Annotated in this window: 14 protein-coding genes and 3 pseudogenes; 3 read left to right on the forward strand and 14 right to left on the reverse strand. The window is 69.6% G+C overall.

The window, feature by feature from the left end:
- Positions 1–45: 45 nt before the first annotated feature.
- The 10 genes and pseudogenes from QQK29_RS03740 to QQK29_RS03785 form a co-directional block, all read right to left on the reverse strand.
- A complete protein-coding gene (locus QQK29_RS03740) occupies positions 46–1407 on the reverse strand; it encodes a cystathionine beta-synthase (protein ID WP_284297899.1) in 1362 nt (453 codons plus the stop codon).
- A 166-nt stretch (positions 1408–1573) separates the two neighbouring features.
- Positions 1574–3441, reverse strand: a pseudogene (locus tag QQK29_RS03745) (ABC transporter ATP-binding protein).
- A 125-nt stretch (positions 3442–3566) separates the two neighbouring features.
- Positions 3567–4525, reverse strand: a pseudogene (locus QQK29_RS03750) (carbohydrate ABC transporter permease).
- A gap of 68 nt (positions 4526–4593) precedes the next feature.
- The gene (locus QQK29_RS03755; RefSeq protein WP_284297901.1) at positions 4594–5562 is read right to left on the reverse strand and encodes a carbohydrate ABC transporter permease; all 969 of its coding nucleotides are present in this window, start codon (positions 5560–5562) and stop codon (positions 4594–4596) included.
- A gap of 123 nt (positions 5563–5685) precedes the next feature.
- Positions 5686–7041, reverse strand: coding sequence for an ABC transporter substrate-binding protein (locus QQK29_RS03760; RefSeq protein WP_284297903.1), 1356 nt, complete (start codon positions 7039–7041; stop codon positions 5686–5688).
- 248 nt (positions 7042–7289) lie between these two features.
- A complete protein-coding gene (gene rplL / locus QQK29_RS03765; RefSeq protein WP_284297905.1) occupies positions 7290–7688 on the reverse strand; it encodes a 50S ribosomal protein L7/L12 in 399 nt (132 codons plus the stop codon).
- An 80-nt stretch (positions 7689–7768) separates the two neighbouring features.
- Positions 7769–8284, reverse strand: a complete 516-nt coding sequence (gene rplJ / locus QQK29_RS03770) for a 50S ribosomal protein L10 (protein WP_284297907.1) — start codon at positions 8282–8284, stop codon at positions 7769–7771.
- A gap of 216 nt (positions 8285–8500) precedes the next feature.
- Positions 8501–9166: a hypothetical protein gene (locus tag QQK29_RS03775; RefSeq protein ID WP_284297909.1), complete on the reverse strand. Its 666-nt coding sequence runs from the start codon at positions 9164–9166 to the stop codon at positions 8501–8503.
- 49 nt (positions 9167–9215) lie between these two features.
- Complete coding sequence (locus tag QQK29_RS03780) at positions 9216–10724, reverse strand: sensor histidine kinase (RefSeq protein WP_284297911.1); 1509 nt, start codon at positions 10722–10724, stop codon at positions 9216–9218.
- Positions 10721–11458, reverse strand: a complete 738-nt coding sequence (locus tag QQK29_RS03785) for a response regulator transcription factor (RefSeq protein WP_284297913.1) — start codon at positions 11456–11458, stop codon at positions 10721–10723. Before QQK29_RS03785 ends, QQK29_RS03780 begins: the two co-directional genes overlap by 4 nt.
- A 135-nt stretch (positions 11459–11593) precedes the next feature.
- Here QQK29_RS03785 and QQK29_RS03790 point away from each other — a divergent pair, with 135 nt between their 5' ends.
- Positions 11594–12196, forward strand: a complete 603-nt coding sequence (locus tag QQK29_RS03790; RefSeq protein WP_284297915.1) for a YqaJ viral recombinase family protein — start codon at positions 11594–11596, stop codon at positions 12194–12196.
- A gap of 13 nt (positions 12197–12209) precedes the next feature.
- Here QQK29_RS03790 and QQK29_RS03795 read toward each other — a convergent pair whose 3' ends face one another.
- The 3 genes from QQK29_RS03795 to QQK29_RS17750 are packed head-to-tail and all read right to left on the reverse strand — an operon-like array spanning position 12210 to position 13440.
- A complete protein-coding gene (locus QQK29_RS03795) occupies positions 12210–12884 on the reverse strand; it encodes a Pr6Pr family membrane protein (RefSeq protein ID WP_284297917.1) in 675 nt (224 codons plus the stop codon).
- Positions 12885–12896: 12 nt separating this feature from the next.
- A complete protein-coding gene (locus QQK29_RS17745; RefSeq protein ID WP_348533796.1) occupies positions 12897–13208 on the reverse strand; it encodes a GNAT family N-acetyltransferase in 312 nt (103 codons plus the stop codon).
- Positions 13209–13266: 58 nt separating this feature from the next.
- Positions 13267–13440, reverse strand: coding sequence for a hypothetical protein (locus QQK29_RS17750; protein WP_348533797.1), 174 nt, complete (start codon positions 13438–13440; stop codon positions 13267–13269).
- A 62-nt stretch (positions 13441–13502) separates the two neighbouring features.
- Here QQK29_RS17750 and QQK29_RS03805 point away from each other — a divergent pair.
- Positions 13503–14944: pseudogene (locus tag QQK29_RS03805) on the forward strand (NAD(P)/FAD-dependent oxidoreductase).
- Positions 14941–15291 (forward strand): cupin domain-containing protein, encoded by a 351-nt coding sequence (locus QQK29_RS03810; RefSeq protein WP_431308649.1) that lies wholly within the window; start codon positions 14941–14943, stop codon positions 15289–15291. The pseudogene QQK29_RS03805 and the gene QQK29_RS03810 overlap by 4 nt, the downstream one beginning before the upstream one ends.
- Here QQK29_RS03810 and QQK29_RS03815 read toward each other — a convergent pair.
- Positions 15272–15835: an MFS transporter gene (locus QQK29_RS03815; protein WP_431308650.1), complete on the reverse strand. Its 564-nt coding sequence runs from the start codon at positions 15833–15835 to the stop codon at positions 15272–15274. The genes QQK29_RS03810 and QQK29_RS03815 overlap by 20 nt on opposite strands.
- Positions 15836–15908: the final 73 nt, after the last annotated feature.

The raw sequence follows: 15908 nt of genomic DNA on the forward strand, positions 1-15908 counted from the left end.
GCTCAGGGGTGGTGCGGGGCTCGTGCTCTGGCGCGCCGGCGAGGGCTATTGCGACAGGAAGGCGAGCAGGTCGTGCCGGGTGACGACGGCCGCGGGCTTGCCGTCGACCGTCACGAGGAGGGCGTCGACATCGGCGAGCGCCTCACGGGCGGCCGTCACCGAGTCGTTCATGCCGATGAGGGGCATCGCGGGGCGCACGTAGCGCGCGAGCGCATCCGTCAGCTGGGCCTCGCCGTGGAAGACGGCGTCGATGAGGCTGCGCTCGTCGATCGAGCCGACCACCTCGCCCATCACGACGGGCGGCTCGGCCGACAGCACCGGCATCTGCGAGATGTCGTACTGGCGCATCTTGTCGATCACGTGGCGCACGGTGTCGCTCGGGTGCACGTGCACGAGGCCGGCGAGCTCGGGCTCCTTGGTGCCCACGAGGTCGGCGACCGTCTTCTCGTCCTCCGCGGGCAGGAACCCGTAGGAACGCATCCATCGGTCGTTGAAGACCTTGCCGAGGTAACCGCGGCCGCCGTCCGGCAGCAGGATCACCATCACGGCATCCGGGCCGAGCGCGCGCGCGGCCTTGAGCCCGGATGCGACGGCGAGCCCCGAGGACCCTCCGACGAGCAGACCCTCTTCGCGCGCGAGGCGACGGGTCATGTCGAAGGATTCGGCATCCGAGCTCGCGATGATCTCATCGACGACCTTCGGGTCGTAGGCGGTCGGCCAGAAGTCCTCGCCGACGCCCTCGACGAGGTAGGGCCGCCCGGTGCCTCCCGAGTACACGGAGCCCTCGGGGTCGGCGCCGATCACGACGATGTCGGGGTTCTGCTCCTTGAGGTAGCGTCCGGCGCCCGAGATGGTGCCGCCCGTGCCGACCCCCGCCACGTAGTGGGTGACCCTGCCGTCGGTGTCGCGCCAGATCTCGGGACCCGTGGTCTCATAGTGGCTGAGCGGGCCGTTCTGGTTGGAGTACTGGTCGGGCTTGAAGGCGCCCGGGATCTCGCGCGCGAGCCGGTCGCTCACCGAGTAGTACGAGTCGGGACTCTCGGGCGCGACGCTCGTGGGGCACACGACCACCTCGGCGCCGTAGGCCTTGAGCGTGTTGATCTTGTCTTCGGAGACCTTGTCGGGGCACACGAACACGCACTTGTAGCCGCGCTGCTGGGCGACGAGCGCGAGCCCGATGCCCGTGTTGCCGGAGGTGGGCTCGACGATCGTCCCGCCCGGCTCCAGCTTGCCCTCGGCCTCGGCCGCATCGATGATGCGCTGCGCGATGCGGTCCTTCGAGCTGCCGCCCGGGTTCACGTACTCGACCTTCACGAGCACCGTGGCCTGGATGCCGTCGGTCACCCGGTTGAGTTTCACGAGCGGCGTATTGCCCACCAGGTCGAGCACCGTCTCGGCGTACTTCATCCCCGAGCCTACCCGCGCACGTGCCGTGTTACCCGGGTCACCGCTGTTGTGCAGGACTTCTCTGTTGTGCAGGAACTGCGCGCGTCCGCGGCGGCGAGATGCCCGGAAAATCAGGGTTCGGGCCGCGCAAGGCCGCGGAAACTCCTGCACAACAGCAGCCCGGCGATCATGACGTCGGCGTGACCCCGGATGCCGTGAGCTGCTCCGCGAAGAGCCGCGCGTACTCCCCGTCGAGGGCGAGCAGCTCCGGGTGCGTGCCCGACTCGACGATGCGCCCGGCGCGCACGACGTGGATGACATCCGCGTCGACCACGGTCGAGAGCCGGTGGGCGATCGCGATGGTCGTGCGCCCGCGGGATGCCGCGTCGAGCGCCGACTGCACGATGCGCTCCGACACGGTGTCGAGCGCGCTCGTGGCCTCGTCGAGGATGAGCACGGCCGGGTCCTTGAGCAGCACGCGCGCGATCGCGACGCGCTGCTTCTCGCCTCCGGAGAGCCGGTAGCCGCGCTCCCCCACGAGCGTCTCGTAGCCGTCGGGGAATGAGGCGATGGTCGCGTGGATGTTCGCCGAGCGGCACGCGGCCTCGAGCTCCTCCTGTGTGGCGTCGGGCTTGGCGTAGCGCAGGTTGTCGGCGATCGTCGCGTGGAAGAGGTAGGTCTCCTGGCTCACGACGCCGATGTGGTCGATGAGGGATGCGTGCCGCAGCGTCCGCACGTCGTCTCCCGCGAACAGGACGGCCCCCGCGCTCGCCTCGTAGAGCCGCGGGATGAGGTACGACACCGTGGTCTTGCCCGCGCCCGAGGGCCCCACGAACGCGACGTACTGCCCCTTCTCGATACGGAACGAGACGTCTTGCAAGGTGCCCGCGGCATCCGGTGCAGCGTCCGGATAGCGGAAGGTCACCTCGCGGAACTCCACCTCGCCGAGCCGCGCGGCGTCGACCACGCGCGCGTCCGCAGCATCCGTGATCGACGGCACCAGATCGAGGTACTCGAAGATGCGCGCGAACAGCGCCCGTGAGGTCTGCAGGTCGAGCGCCACGCGCAGCAGCCCCATGAGCGGGAACATGAGGCGCGCCTGCACCGTCGTGAACGCCACGATCGTGCCGGCCGTCACCGGCACATCCCGCAGGATGAGCCACGCCGCCACGAGGTAGACCACCGCGGGCACGACCGACATGAACACCCCGACGACCGCGAAGAACCACTGGCCCGACATCTGCTGCCGCACCTGCAGCATGATCTGCCGATCGTTCTCGGATGCGTAACGCGCGATCTCGGCCGGCTGCCGGTTGAAGGTCTTCGCGAGCAGGATGCCCGACACCGAGAGGGTCTCCTGGGTGATCGCCGTCATCTCCGACAGCGACTCCTGGGTCTGGGTCGCGATGCGCGCCCGCACCTGGCCGACCCGGCGCTGCGCGAGCACGAGCACGGGCAGCAGCACGACGGCCACGACCGTGAGCTGCCAGCTCAGCAGCAGCATGGCCACGAGCGCGCCGATGACGGTCACGGTGTTGCCGACGACGCTCGAGATCGTGTTGTTCAAGACGCCCGCCACGCCGCCCACGTCGTTCTGCAGCCGGGACTGGATGACGCCCGTCTTGGTGCGCGTGAAGAAGCCGAGCTCCATCGCCTGCAGGTGGCTGAACAGTCGCACCCGCAGAGCGCCCATGACTGAGTTGCCGACGCGCGCCGTGAGGTAGGTCTGCCAGACGCCCAGCGCCGCCGACACGAGCCACAGGCCCACCATCGCGCCGACGAGCCACATCAGCACCGGCACATCCGGGCTTCCGGATGGCGGGAACAGCCCCTCGTCGAACGCGCGTTGGGTGAGCAACGGGGCAGCACACCGAGTCCCGCGGAGATCAACACGAGCACGATCGTCGTGACGAGCTGCCCCGCGAACGGACGGAACAGCTCGCCGATGCGCCCGAGCAGGTTCGGGATGCGCGGAGCCGAGGCGTTCTCCGCCCGCTGCACCTCGGCATCCCGGCTGCCGACGCGACCCGCCGCGCCGCCGCGCCCGCCGCCCATGCTCATGGATCGAGCCTAGGCCGCACCCGGGGTGCCGCACCGGCTGCCCACCATGGCGGGAGAAACGACCTCGCGGCGGGGGTCGTTTCCCCCGCCGCGAGGTCATGGCTCCAGCTGCGCCCCGATCAGCCCTTGGTCGACCCGGCCAGCAGGCCGCGCACGAAGTAGCGCTGCAGCGAGAAGAACACGATGAGCGGCACGACGAGCGACACGAACGCCCCCGCCGTGAGGCGCTGCCACTCCTGACCGCGCGAGCCGACCATCTCGGCCAACCGCTGAGTCAGTGGCGCCGCATCCTGCGTGCCGCCCGAGAAGATGAGCGCCACCAGCAGGTCGTTCCACACCCAGAGGAACTGGAAGATCGCAACGGAGGCGAGCGCAGGGATCGCGAGCGGCAACACGATGCGGAAGAAGATCTGGCCGTGGGTCGCACCGTCGACGCGTGCCGCCTCGATCACCTCGTTCGGGATCTCGGAGATGAAGTTGTGCAGGAGGAAGATCGCGAGAGGCAGCGCGAACATCGTGTGCGCGATCCAGATCGGCAGATAGTTCTGCACGGGGATCATCGGGATCACGTCGTGAAGCCACTGCTGGCCCGGCTTCAGGAAGGTGGAGAAGAACTGCAGCAGCGGCACGAGCGCCATCTGCAGCGGCACGATCTGCAACGCGAACACGAAGATGAACAGCGCGTTCACCCACTTGAACCGCATCCAGGCGAAGGCGTAGGCCGCCATCGACGCGAAGGTGAGGGGAAGATCGTCGACGGGATCGCGATGAACAGCGAGTTGACGAAATAGGCGCCGAGCTGAGGCGAGGACTGCGACGGCGAGAGCAGCACATCCCGGTAGTTGTCGAGGGTGAAGCCGGGGTTCTGGAAGATCGTCCACCACCCGGTGTTGAGGATGAGCTCCGCGGGTCGGAACGAGGAGATGAACAGGCCGAAGGTGGGGATCGTCCACACCACCGCGATGATGAGCGCCGCGACGGTTGCCCCGCGCGAGGTGAGGCGGCGCTTGACGCGCTTCGTCTTGGAGCCCAGCTCCGCTTCCTCGGCGACCTCGATCTCGCCTCGACCGTCCTTCATGGGCAGATCCGCGGGAGCCACGGAACTGCGTGCGATACCTCCGCCGGCGACTCCGGCGTCCATCGAAGTCATCGGATCTCCCTCTGCTTGCGAAGCACGTTGATGTTGTAGATGACGATCGGCAGCACGAGCACGAACAGGATGATCGCGAGCGCCGATCCACGCCCGACTTCGGAGGCGCGGAACGCCTGGGTGTACATCTCGTTGGCGACGACACTCGTGTTGAAGTTTCCGGCGGTCATGGTGCGCACGATGTCGAAGACCTTGAGGGTCGCGATCGAGATCGTGGTGAGCACCACGACGAGGGAGCCCTGGATGCCCGGCACCGTCACGTTGCGGAAGCGCTGCCAGCCGTTCGTCCCGTCGAGCTGCGCCGCTTCGATCTGCTCGGTCGGGATGCCCTTGATGGCAGCCGAGAGCACGACCATCGCGAAGCCGGTCTGGATCCAGATCATGACGATGATGAGGAGGAAGGTGTTGATGGGGTCGCTCTGCAACCACTGCACGGGTTCGTTGCCGAACGCGACGGCGATTGCGTTGAACAGGCCGATCTGCTCACGTCCCGCGGACTTGTACTCGTATACGAAGCGCCAGATGATGCCCGCGCCGACGAACGAGATCGCCATGGGCATGAACACGAGCGCCTTGTACACGCGCTCGCCACGCGACTTGTCGATGAAGACGGCATAGGCCAGCCCGAGCACAGTCGAGAGCGTCGGCACGAGGGCCACCCAGATGATCGTGTTGATGAGCGTCCGGATCGCCGCCGGTTGCGTGAACATCCAGATGAAGTTGTCGAACGTGAAGTTGCCGCCCTTGTCGAGGAACGAGAGCGCGAGCGTGCGGAACGCGGGGTAGACCAGGCCGATGGCCACCAGGATGAGCGCCGGGCCGAGGAAGCCCACGAGCTGCCAGTAGTCGCGCCCCTTCTTGGGCGCTTTGTCGATGAAGAAGACCAGCAACCCCACGATCGCGGCGAAGATCGCCAGGCCGATCAGGAGTTGCAGGATCTTTCCGATCAGATCCGCGGTGGTCATCGTGATCCTCGCCTTTCCTTCGTCGTCGAAGAGGTGGAGCAGGGGTCGACCCTGCACCGAGACTAGAGCGGGGGTGAGGCTGGAGACCAGTCCCACCCCCGCTCCGCTCGGGCGATCAGAGTGTCAGCTGGTGGGCCAGCTCGCCTCGATCGCGTCGACGGTCTGCTGCGTCGACTGGCCGCCGACCCAGGCGACGATGCCCTTCCAGAACGAATCCGCGCCCACGGCACCCGGCATGAGGTCGGAGCCGTCGAAGCGGAACGTCGTGTCGGGGTCCTGCAGAATCTCGATCGACTGCTTGAGCAGCTCGCTCGAGGCGTTGTCGGAGTCGAGGCCCTTGTTGGCCGAGATCACACCGCCGAGCGATACCCGGTTGTTCGCCCAGGTGTCGCTCGAGAGGTACGCACGCACCGCCTCGACCTCCTCGGCGTCACGGAACGCGACCGGGAACTCACCGCCACCGGTCACCGCCTGCGGATCGTCGACGTTCACCGGCGGCAGCAGGAACGCGAACACGTCGCCGTCGGGCGCGACCACGTTGCCCTCGTCACCGTTGGGGTTCCAGAAGGTCTCATAGAACGAGGCCTGGTGGTGCAGCGAGCACTCGCCGTCGAGGATCGGGAGGCCCGCCGTCTGGAAGGCCTCGCTGATCTGCGTCGACACGTCGCCGATGCCGCCGTTGACCATGTCGGGGTTCTTGAGGTACTCCCCGACCGAGTCGAACGCCTTCACGATGGCGGGGTCGTTGAACGGGATCTCGTGGGTCACCCACTGGTCGTAGACGTCTGCGCCGGCCTGACGCAGCACGAAGTCCTCGATCCAGTCGGTGCCCGGCCAGCCGGTCGCCTCGCCCGATTCCAAACCGACGCACCACGGCTTGTGGTCACCTTCGGCGGCGATCTTCTCGGAAAGCGACGTGAGCTCGTCGAGCGTCGTGGGGATCTCGTAGCCCTTGTCCTCGAACTCGCTCGGCGAGTACCAGACGTAGCCCTTGATGGATGCCATGAGCGGTGCGGCATAGAAGGTGCCGTCGATGGTGCCGTACTTCTTCCAGTCCTCGGACCACCACTCGTCGACGTTGTCCTCCACGGCCTTCGAGGCCGGGATGAGCCAGCCGCCCGCCGCGAGGCGCGCGAGCAGACCGGGCTGCGGCACGATGCCGATGTCGGGAGCGTTGCCGCCCTCGGCGAGCACCGCGATCTGGGCCTCGAACTCGCTCGTGCCCTGGTAGTTGATCTTGATGCCCGTGCACTTCTCGAAGTCGCTCCACGACTTCACAAGATTGTCTGCCTCGAGGTCGAGGATCGTGCCGGCGATGGTGACGTTCGCCCCGTCGAATGTGCCGTATTGCTCGTACGGCGCACAATCGACTTCGCCGCCATCATCCGCGATATCTCCCGTACAGGCGGTGAGCGCGAGCACCCCCACCCCCGCGGCTGCGATGCCGGCGATGAGCCGGCGGTTCACCCGTGAACGCATAGTTCCTCCTCATTGAGCCCCGGGCCGCGGGTGGCGGCCGGGGTGCGGATGGTGCAAAGACGAATCGGCTCCGGTCACGTCCGCGACTTTGGGAACCGTTTCCACTTCCCACCGTAGGCGAGCAGTCCTCCGCGCGGCAACCGGGAGACCCCCGGACAGGTCACGATCCGGCAACGTGCGCCGACCCGTTCGGAAACACGGAAGGGCGCCGCCCCCGTGGGGAGCGACGCCCTTCCGGCGACGTGTCGTTACTTGAGGACGACCGTGGCGCCGGCCTCTTCGAGCTGCGCCTTCGCCTTGTCGGCGGTCTCCTTGTTCGCGCCCTCGAGCACGGTGCTGGGCGCACCGTCGACGAGCGCCTTGGCCTCGCCGAGGCCCAGGCTCGTGAGGGCGCGGACCTCCTTGATGACCTGGATCTTCTTGTCGCCGGCGGCCTCGAGGACGACGTCGAACGAGTCCTTCTCCTCGGCCTCTTCGGCGGCGCCACCAGCGCCACCCGCGGCGGGGGCACCCGCGGCCGCGACGGCGACCGGAGCGGCGGCGGTGACCTCGAAGGTCTCCTCGAACTTCTTCACGAACTCGGACAGCTCGATGAGCGAAAGCTCCTTGAACGCCTCGAGCAGCTCGTCGGTGCTGAGCTTGGCCATTTCTATCTCCTTAGCTGTGGGGCGCGCGCCCCGGGTCGATGACCCCGTCACGGATGCGACGGGCAGTCTCTATGCGAGGGTCAGCTCGCGGATTCCTGCTTCTGGCGCAGCGCGTCGACCGTGCGGACGGCCTGGGCGAGCGGTGCGTTGAACAGGTAGGCAGCTCCGAACAGCGAGGCCTTGAAGGCACCGGCCAGCTTGGCCAGCAGCACCTCCCGGGACTCGAGATCGGCGAGCTTGCCCACCTCGGCGGCGGTCAGGGCGGCACCGTCGAAGTACCCGCCCTTGACCACGAGCAGAGGATTGGCCTTGGCGAAGTCACGCAGAGCCTTCGCGACGGCGACGGTGTCGCCGTGCACGAACGCGATCGCGGACGGGCCCTCGAGGAGGTCGTCGAGACCCTCCACGCCGGCGTCCTTCGCAGCGATCTTGGTGAGCGTGTTCTTCACCACGGCGTAGCTCGCGTCCGCACGGATGTTCGTGCGCAGCTCCTTGAGCTGCGCCACCGTGAGGCCGCGGTACTCGGTGAGCACGATCGCGTTCGAGTTGCGGAAGGTCTCCGTCAGCTCGGCGACCGTGGTTTCCTTGTTCGCCATGGCGCTCCTTGTCATTGTGGATGTCGCGCCGATTCCCGCAACTCGCCTTCCCGGCGGTGTTAAACACGAAAGCTCCGGCGCAAGCGCACGGAGCTGAACTCGGGATGGACCCGGGGACTTCTTCACACACCTGCGCGGGCCCCTTCGAGAAGGACTTCGTCTGCGCTCCCGCATGCGGGCGCACAGAGACCAGCGGTCTTCGGCGGGTTCAGATTATCACACTGTCCGCACGCGCCGGACCACGAGCAGGGTCACGATCGCGGCGAACAGCACCGCCGCCACGGCGATCGCGAGCCCGAAGCCCGGGTCGGCGATCTCGACCTCGGGCTCGGGGGTCGGCGCCACGAGCTCGAGCTCGTCGACGGGCGTCGGCTCGGTCACCCCGGAACTGCCCGCGACGAGCGGGGTGGCCACCTCCTCCGCGAGCGCGAACCATGCGCCGGTGGCGGCATCGCGCACGAGCTGGGCGTCATCCGGAACCTCGGCGAGCGCGGATGCTGCCTCGGCACCCGAGGTGAACTCGGCGAGCTCGGGCTGCTCGGTGTCGAGGTTGATCCAGACGACGGCGACCCCGACGGGCTGCTCGGCGACCGACACCGGCACGGCCCACTCGTTGGCCATGCGCGCGGGCTTGCCCTCGACGTCGCCCGCGAGGCGCTCGTCGGTCCACAGGAAGACGCGCGAGATCGGCCCGGGGGTCGTGGTCTCGTCGAAGTCGACGCCCTCCCCCGACGCGTTCTCGCCGTAGATGTCGTCGAGCCGCTCCATGAGACCGCCGCCGGTCACGTACGCGCGCACCTCGGGCGGCACGGAGCCGACGCTGGCCGAGGCCGCGGAGGACGCGACGAGCACCGGCGCGGCCGCGAGCGCCGCGGCGAGCACCAGGGTGGCGAGGAGGGCAGGAGACGACCGGGGGCGGATCGCATGGCGCTCAGTCTGCCAGTTCGGGGCCACCCTCCCGGTGCGCGGCGCGGTGCTGCGGCAGGCGAACCGTCACCCGGGTGTCGCCCGGCACGCTCGCGACGGCGATCTCGCCGTCGTGCGCCGCGACAACAGCCGCGACGATCGCGAGCCCGAGCCCCGTGCTGCCCGTGGCGGACACGCCCGCGTCACGCGCCCGCGACGCGTCGCCACGCGCGAAGCGCTCGAACAGTCGCGGCTGCAGCTCCTCGGGGATGCCCGGGCCGTCGTCGGCGACCGTCAGCACGACGTCGTCGCCGTCCGCCGCGAGCGTCACCGTGATGGCCGTGCCGGCGGGCGTGTGCCGGTGGGCATTGGCGAGCAGGTTGACCACCACCTGATGCAGCCGTGCGGCATCGCCCTCGACCGTGAGCGGCGGCTCGGGCGCTACCACCTCCCACTCGTGGTCGGGGGCCGCCGCGTAGGCGTCGCCCACCGCATCCGTCACGAGTCGCACGAGCTCGACCTCGTCGTGCGCGATCCCCTGCCCCTCGTCGAGCCGGGCAAGCTCGAGGAGGTCCTCCACGAGCGCGGTCATGCGGATCGACTCCGATTCGATGCGGTCGAGCGAGCGGATGGCGTCGGGCGGCAGTTCCGCGTCGATGCGGCGCGTGAGCTCGGCGTACCCGCGGATCGAGGCGAGCGGCGTGCGCAACTCGTGGCTCGCATCCGCGACGAAGCGCCGCACCTTCTCCTCCGAGCGCTGGCGGGCCACGAGCGCCTCCTCGACGTGCCCGAGCATCCGGTTGAGCGCGGCACCCACCTGGCCCACCTCGGTGCGCGGATCCGACTCCGCCTCGGGCACGCGCTCGGGGATCGCGACGTCGCCGGATGCCAGCTCGAGCCCGGTGACCCGGGTCGCCGTCTCGGTCACCCGCTCGAGCGGGCGCAGCGCCACCCGGGTGAGGGCGATCGCGCCGATCGCGCCGAGCAGCAGAGCGCCGAAGGTGACGAGGCCGAAGATGCCGGCGAGCGTCCAGGTGGTCGTGTCGACATCCGCGGTGGAGATGCCGACCGCGAGCGCACCATTGGATGCGGTGTGCACCTGAACGCGATAGCTGCCGAGGCCGCTCAGGTGGACGTTGGACGGCCCGTCGGCGGAGGCGGCGAAGAGCTGGCGCAGCTGGGTCGCGGTGAGCTCTTGGGCGGTGCCGGGGTCGGTGTACACGTAGCCGCGCGCTCCGGTGCCGGGGGTGAGCACCGCCACCACGAGGCCCGCGCTGAGGCTCTCGCTCCCGCCCGGCAGCTCGTCGCCCGGCTCCCCCGCCAGCAGGTAGTGCGACACGTCGTAGACCTGGGCGTCGAGCCGCTGCAGCAGGTTCTGACGCAACGCCAGCACGCTCACGGCGCCGATGAGCACGCCGAGCAGCGCCACGAGCGCCACGACGCCGAGCGCGACCCGACGCCGGATCGACCACGGCGCGCGGGCGCGGGTGCCGTGATCCGCCGTCGTGGCCTCCGGCTCGTGCGCGTCGGTCATGACGGCGGCTTGATCAGATAGCCGACGCCGCGCACGGTGTGGATGAGCGGAGGCAGACCCTCGCCCTCGATCTTCTTGCGCAGGTAGGAGATGTAGATCTCGACGATGCTCGAGCGGCCCTCGAAGTCGTAGCTCCAGACCCGGTCGAGGATCTGCAGCTTGCTCACGACGCGGCGCGGGTTGCGCATGAGGTAGCGCAACAGCTCGAACTCCTTCGCGGTGAGCTCGATGGGCCGACCGCCGCGCGTGACCTCGTAGCTCTCCTCATCGAGGGTCAGATCGCCGACCCGCAGCACGGGGTCGGTGTAGCCCGACACGGCACGCCCGCTGCGGCGCAGAAGACCGCGCAGCCGTGCCACGACCTCCTCGAGGCTGAAGGGCTTGGTGACGTAGTCGTCGCCGCCCGCCGTGAGGCCGACGACGCGATCGGCCACGGCATCCTTCGCGGTGAGGAACAGCACCGGCACGTCGTCGCCCGTGGCGCGCAGTCGGCGCAGCACCTCGAGCCCGTCGAGGCCCGGCATCATGATGTCGAGCACGATCACGTCGGGGGCGAGGGCGCGTGCCTTGCTGAGAGCCGACGCGCCGTCGGTCGCCGTCTCGACCTGCCAGCCCTCGTAGCGCAGCGCCAGCTGGATGAGCTCGCCGAGCGCGGCCTCGTCGTCGACCACGAGCGCGCGCACGGGCGACCCGTCGGGGCGGGTCAACGCGGCGGGCGCAGTCTGGGTCACCATTCGATTGTGCTCGGGTGGCTGGGAGTTCGCTATGCCGCGCCTTGACGGGGGCCTGCGGTGCGCTGATGTCGACACGGCCGCGCGAACCCGCCGCTCCAGCACCGCGATGTCCGCGCGCCGTGTGAGCATGGATCCGTGCAACCCACCCTCGCGCTCTTCGACGCACCCCCGGTGCCGTACCGAGAGCGGGTGATCGCGGATGCCGCCGACCGCGTGAGCTGGTTACGCGAGCGTGCGCGCGGCGTCACGGCCACGGATGTCGCACGCCTCACGGGCGAGAAGGCCGTGCGTGCGGTTGCCCTCGAGAAGCTGCTCGGCTCGCGGTTCAGCGGCAACGCGTACACGCAGCACGGTCGTACCCGCGAGCCCGAGATCGGACGCTGGGTCGCCCGGCATCATCCGGGCATGCGCGGCAACACCGCGCTGTTCCACGCCGACGGGCAGCGGGCGCACCTCGCGACGCCCGACGGTATCCGCGACAACGACGGCACCCTCGAGCTCTGCGAGATCAAGACGACGCGCACGGCGTGGCGCAGCATCCCGCGCCACTATCTGCGGCAGGTCTGGTGGCAGCAGTACGTGCTCGGCGCCGAGCGCACGCTCGTGGTGTGGGAGCAGCACGACGACTTCGTGCCCGTGAGCGGCGTGCCCGAGACGCGCTGGGTCGACCGCGATGAGAACGAGATCCACCGGCTCGTGGCGCTCGCCGAGCAGGTGCTCGCGGCGATGCGACGGTAAGGCTTGTCCGGCCCTAGCGACGACGCGCGCGCGAGATCGCCACGACACCCGTCCCGGCGGCCGCGATGACGACCGCGATCAGCAGGATGTAGAACGCCACCGACAGGTAGCCGTTCGCCGAGGTGTCGGGGTTGAGGAACGGATACGGGTACCACGAGGTCGCGCCCGTGAGCTCATCGCGCACGAACGGCCCGCGGATCATCGTGTAGGCCGCCCACACGATGGGGTAGATCACGATGATGCCGACCACGCGGAAGCCGAGGCGTCGGCGCCCGGGCGCGAACAGCCAGTCCAGCAGCAGCAGGAGCGGGGCGACGACGTGCAGCACCTCGTTAGTCCACGCGACGGTCGTGCCCTGTGGCAGTTCGATGCCACGCAGCAGCAGGTTGTAGACGACACCCGTCGTGACGAGGTAGGTCGTGGCGCACGCACGCAGCACCGCGAACCACTGCGGGTCGACCCCCGCGCGCCCGCCGCGGATCAGCACGACCGCCCCGATCGCGAGCACGACGGCGCCCACGAGGTTCGACTGGATCGTGAAGAACGAGTAGAAGTTCACGATCTTCGACGCGATGTCGCTCACCCCGGTGTCGCGCCAGTAGTTCTGGCTCGTGATGAACTGCACGATGACGGCGAGGAGGATGAGTGCGGCGCCCGCGATGCGGACGGCGACGAAGAGAGGGCGCATGGCGCGAAACTATCAGCGCAACGGACGCTCGTACACGTAATCGTCTTCGTACCGCTCCCCCACCAGGAAGCGCTTGACCCCGACGCGCGTGAAGCCGTGCTTGCCGTAGAAGCGCTGGGCGCGGGCGTTGAGCTGGTTGACACCGAGCCACATGCCCCGCGCGCCCGACGCCGTAGCCTCGGCGAGGCTCTCGGCCATGAGGGCGGACGCGACCCCGGCACCGTGCGCACCCGGATGCACGTAGCACTTGGAGAGCTCGACCGTGGGCCGCAGGGTCACCGCGGCGGCGACGTCGGCATCCGTCGGTTCGCCGGCGACGAGCATCGTGTAGCCCGCGAGCGCGCCCCCGCCCCGGCGTCACCCTCCACCTCGGCGACGAAGATCACCCGGGCCGGGTCGTCGAGGTAGCGCGTGAAGCTCGCCTCGGACAGGTGCGCGGCGATGAAGGCCGCCTTGGCCTCGTCGGTCGTGTGCGGGGGCAGGCGAGGGGGAAGGTGAGCGCCGCGAGCGCCGCAAGCGCCTCGACATCCGCGTGGTCGGCCAGGCGCACTCGCATGCAGCCAGGGTATCGCGACGGAATCAGTGGCTTTTCGCCACGGTCACGGCTTGAATGGCCAGATGAGCGCCCACCAGCCGACGGTTTTCGAGCGCTACCCGCCGACCGCGTCCGTCATCGCCCATTCCCTCGCGTCGACCCGCCAGGCGGTGTTCTGGCTCGACGAGCTCGGCGCGCGGGACGCGCACCCGCCCCTGAGCGGCACGATCACGACCGAGCTGGCGATCGTCGGCGGCGGATTCACCGGCCTCTGGACGGCGCTCCGCGCGAAGCAGCGCGACCCCGACCGGCGCGTCGTGCTCGTGGAGGCCAAGCGCATCGGATGGGCGCAGTCGGGCCGCAACGGCGGCTTCGTCGAGGCGAGCATCACCCACGGCGAGGAGAACGGCCGCTCACGGTGGCCCTCGGAGTACCCGCAACTCGCTCGCCTCGGCCTCGAGAACCTCGACGCGATGGAGCGCACGGTCGCCGAACTCGGGCTCGACGTGCAGTGGGAGCGCACGGGCGAACTCGACGTGGCGACCGAGCCGCACCAGCTCGACTGGCTCACCGGAGCATCCGCTGCCGAGCATCCGGATGCCGACGTCGTGCTCTTCGACCGCGAAGGCGTGCAGGCCGAGGTGCACTCGCCGAGCTACCTCGGCGGCACCTGGCGTCGTCGCGAGGTGGCCCTCGTGCACCCGGCGCGGCTCGCGCGCGAGCTCGCGCGGGCGGCGGCGGATGCGGGGGTCGAGATCTTCGAGGACTCCGCCGTGCGCCGCATCGACGCCGACAGCACCGGCACCCTCGAGCTGTTCACGGATGCCGGACGCGTGCGCGCGGATCGGGTCGCCCTCGGCACGAGCGTGTTCCCCTCGCTGCTCGTGCGCAACCGGCTCATGACGGTGCCGGTCTACGACTACGTGCTCATGACCGAGCCCCTGGATGCGCGTCAGCGCGCCTCGATCGGCTGGGAACGGCGCCAGGGCATCGGCGACCTCGCCAACCAGTTCCACTACTCCCGGCTGACCGCCGACGACCGCATCCTGTTCGGCGGCTATGACGCCGTCTACCACTACGGCGGGCGGGTGCGGGCGCAGTACGAGAACCGGCCGCAGAGCTTCGAGCGGCTCGCCTCGCACTTCTTCACGCTCTACCCGCAGCTCGAGGGGCTGCAGTTCACGCACAAATGGGCGGGCGCGATCGACACGAGCACGCAGTTCTGCGCGTTCTTCGGCACCGCGCGCCGCGGGCGGATCGCCTACGCGGCGGGGTTCACCGGGCTCGGCGTGGGCGCCACGCGATTCGCCGCCGACACCATGCTCGACCTGCTCGCGGGTGAGCCCACCGAGCGCACCGAGCTCGAGATGGTGCGGCGGCGGCCGCTGCCGTTCCCGCCCGAGCCGGCCGCATCCTCGGCATCCAGGCGACCCGCTGGTCGCTCGATCGCGCCGACCACCGTGAGGGCCGACGCAACCTACTGCTGCGCACGCTCGACGCCCTCGGCTTGGGGTTCGACTCGTGAGGGCCGGCGAGCTGCACCACGCGGATGCGGTAGAGCTCGAGCACGAACCGGTCGGCGGCGAGGAGCGCATGTCGGGCACCCCGAGCATCGGCTGGACGGCTCTCGGCGCGACCGTCGACGGCGCGGAGGTCGGGGTCTGGGAGATCACGCCGGGCGTCGTTCGCGATGTCGAAGAGCACGAGATCTTCGTGGTGCTCGGCGGCCGCGCGACGATCGCGTTCGAGGCGGGGCCCGAGCCGATCGAGGTGCGCGCGGGATCCGTCGTGCGCCTCGCCGCGGGCATGCGCACCACCTGGACCGTGCACGAGACCCTGCGGAAGGTATACGTCACTCCTCCGGCGCGCTAGCGACCGCCGTACCGGGCGCCGGCTCGCGCCTGCCCCGCACGAGCACGAGGTGCACCGCGGCGAGCACGAGGCCGAGAGCCGAGGGAACCGCGACCGCGGTGAGCGCTGCCATGGCGCCCGCGGCATCCGCGAGCCCTCCGACGAGCGCGACGGCGATGCCCTGGCCGATGATGATGCCGCTCGAGAGCAGCGTCATGGTCGTCGCGAGACGACCGGCGGGGGCGGCATCCGCACCGATCGTGAAGATCGTGACGACGCTCGCGCCCACAGCGACGCCGACGAGCGCGAAGCACACCGCCACACCTGCCAGGCTCGGCACGTGCGGCATCACGAGCGCGACGGCGGCCATGGCGCCCGCGAACACGAGCCAGCGTGCCGCCACCGGGAAGCGCTGCGGCAGTCGACCGACCGTGATCGCGGCGAGCGCCGAGGTCGCGCCCATGACCCCGTAGAGCAGGCCCGTCGCCTCGCCCGCGTCGAGCGCCTCCATGACGGCGGTCGCGGAGGTGAGCGTGGAGCCGAAGAAGCCGCCGACGGCGAGCATGCCTCCCGTGGCGAGCACGACGCCCGGTCGCAGCAGTTCGCGACGGGGGCGATGCGCTGCGCCCCATCGTGGG

Source organism: Homoserinibacter gongjuensis (assembly GCF_030161875.1).
Classification (GTDB): domain Bacteria; phylum Actinomycetota; class Actinomycetes; order Actinomycetales; family Microbacteriaceae; genus Homoserinibacter; species Homoserinibacter gongjuensis.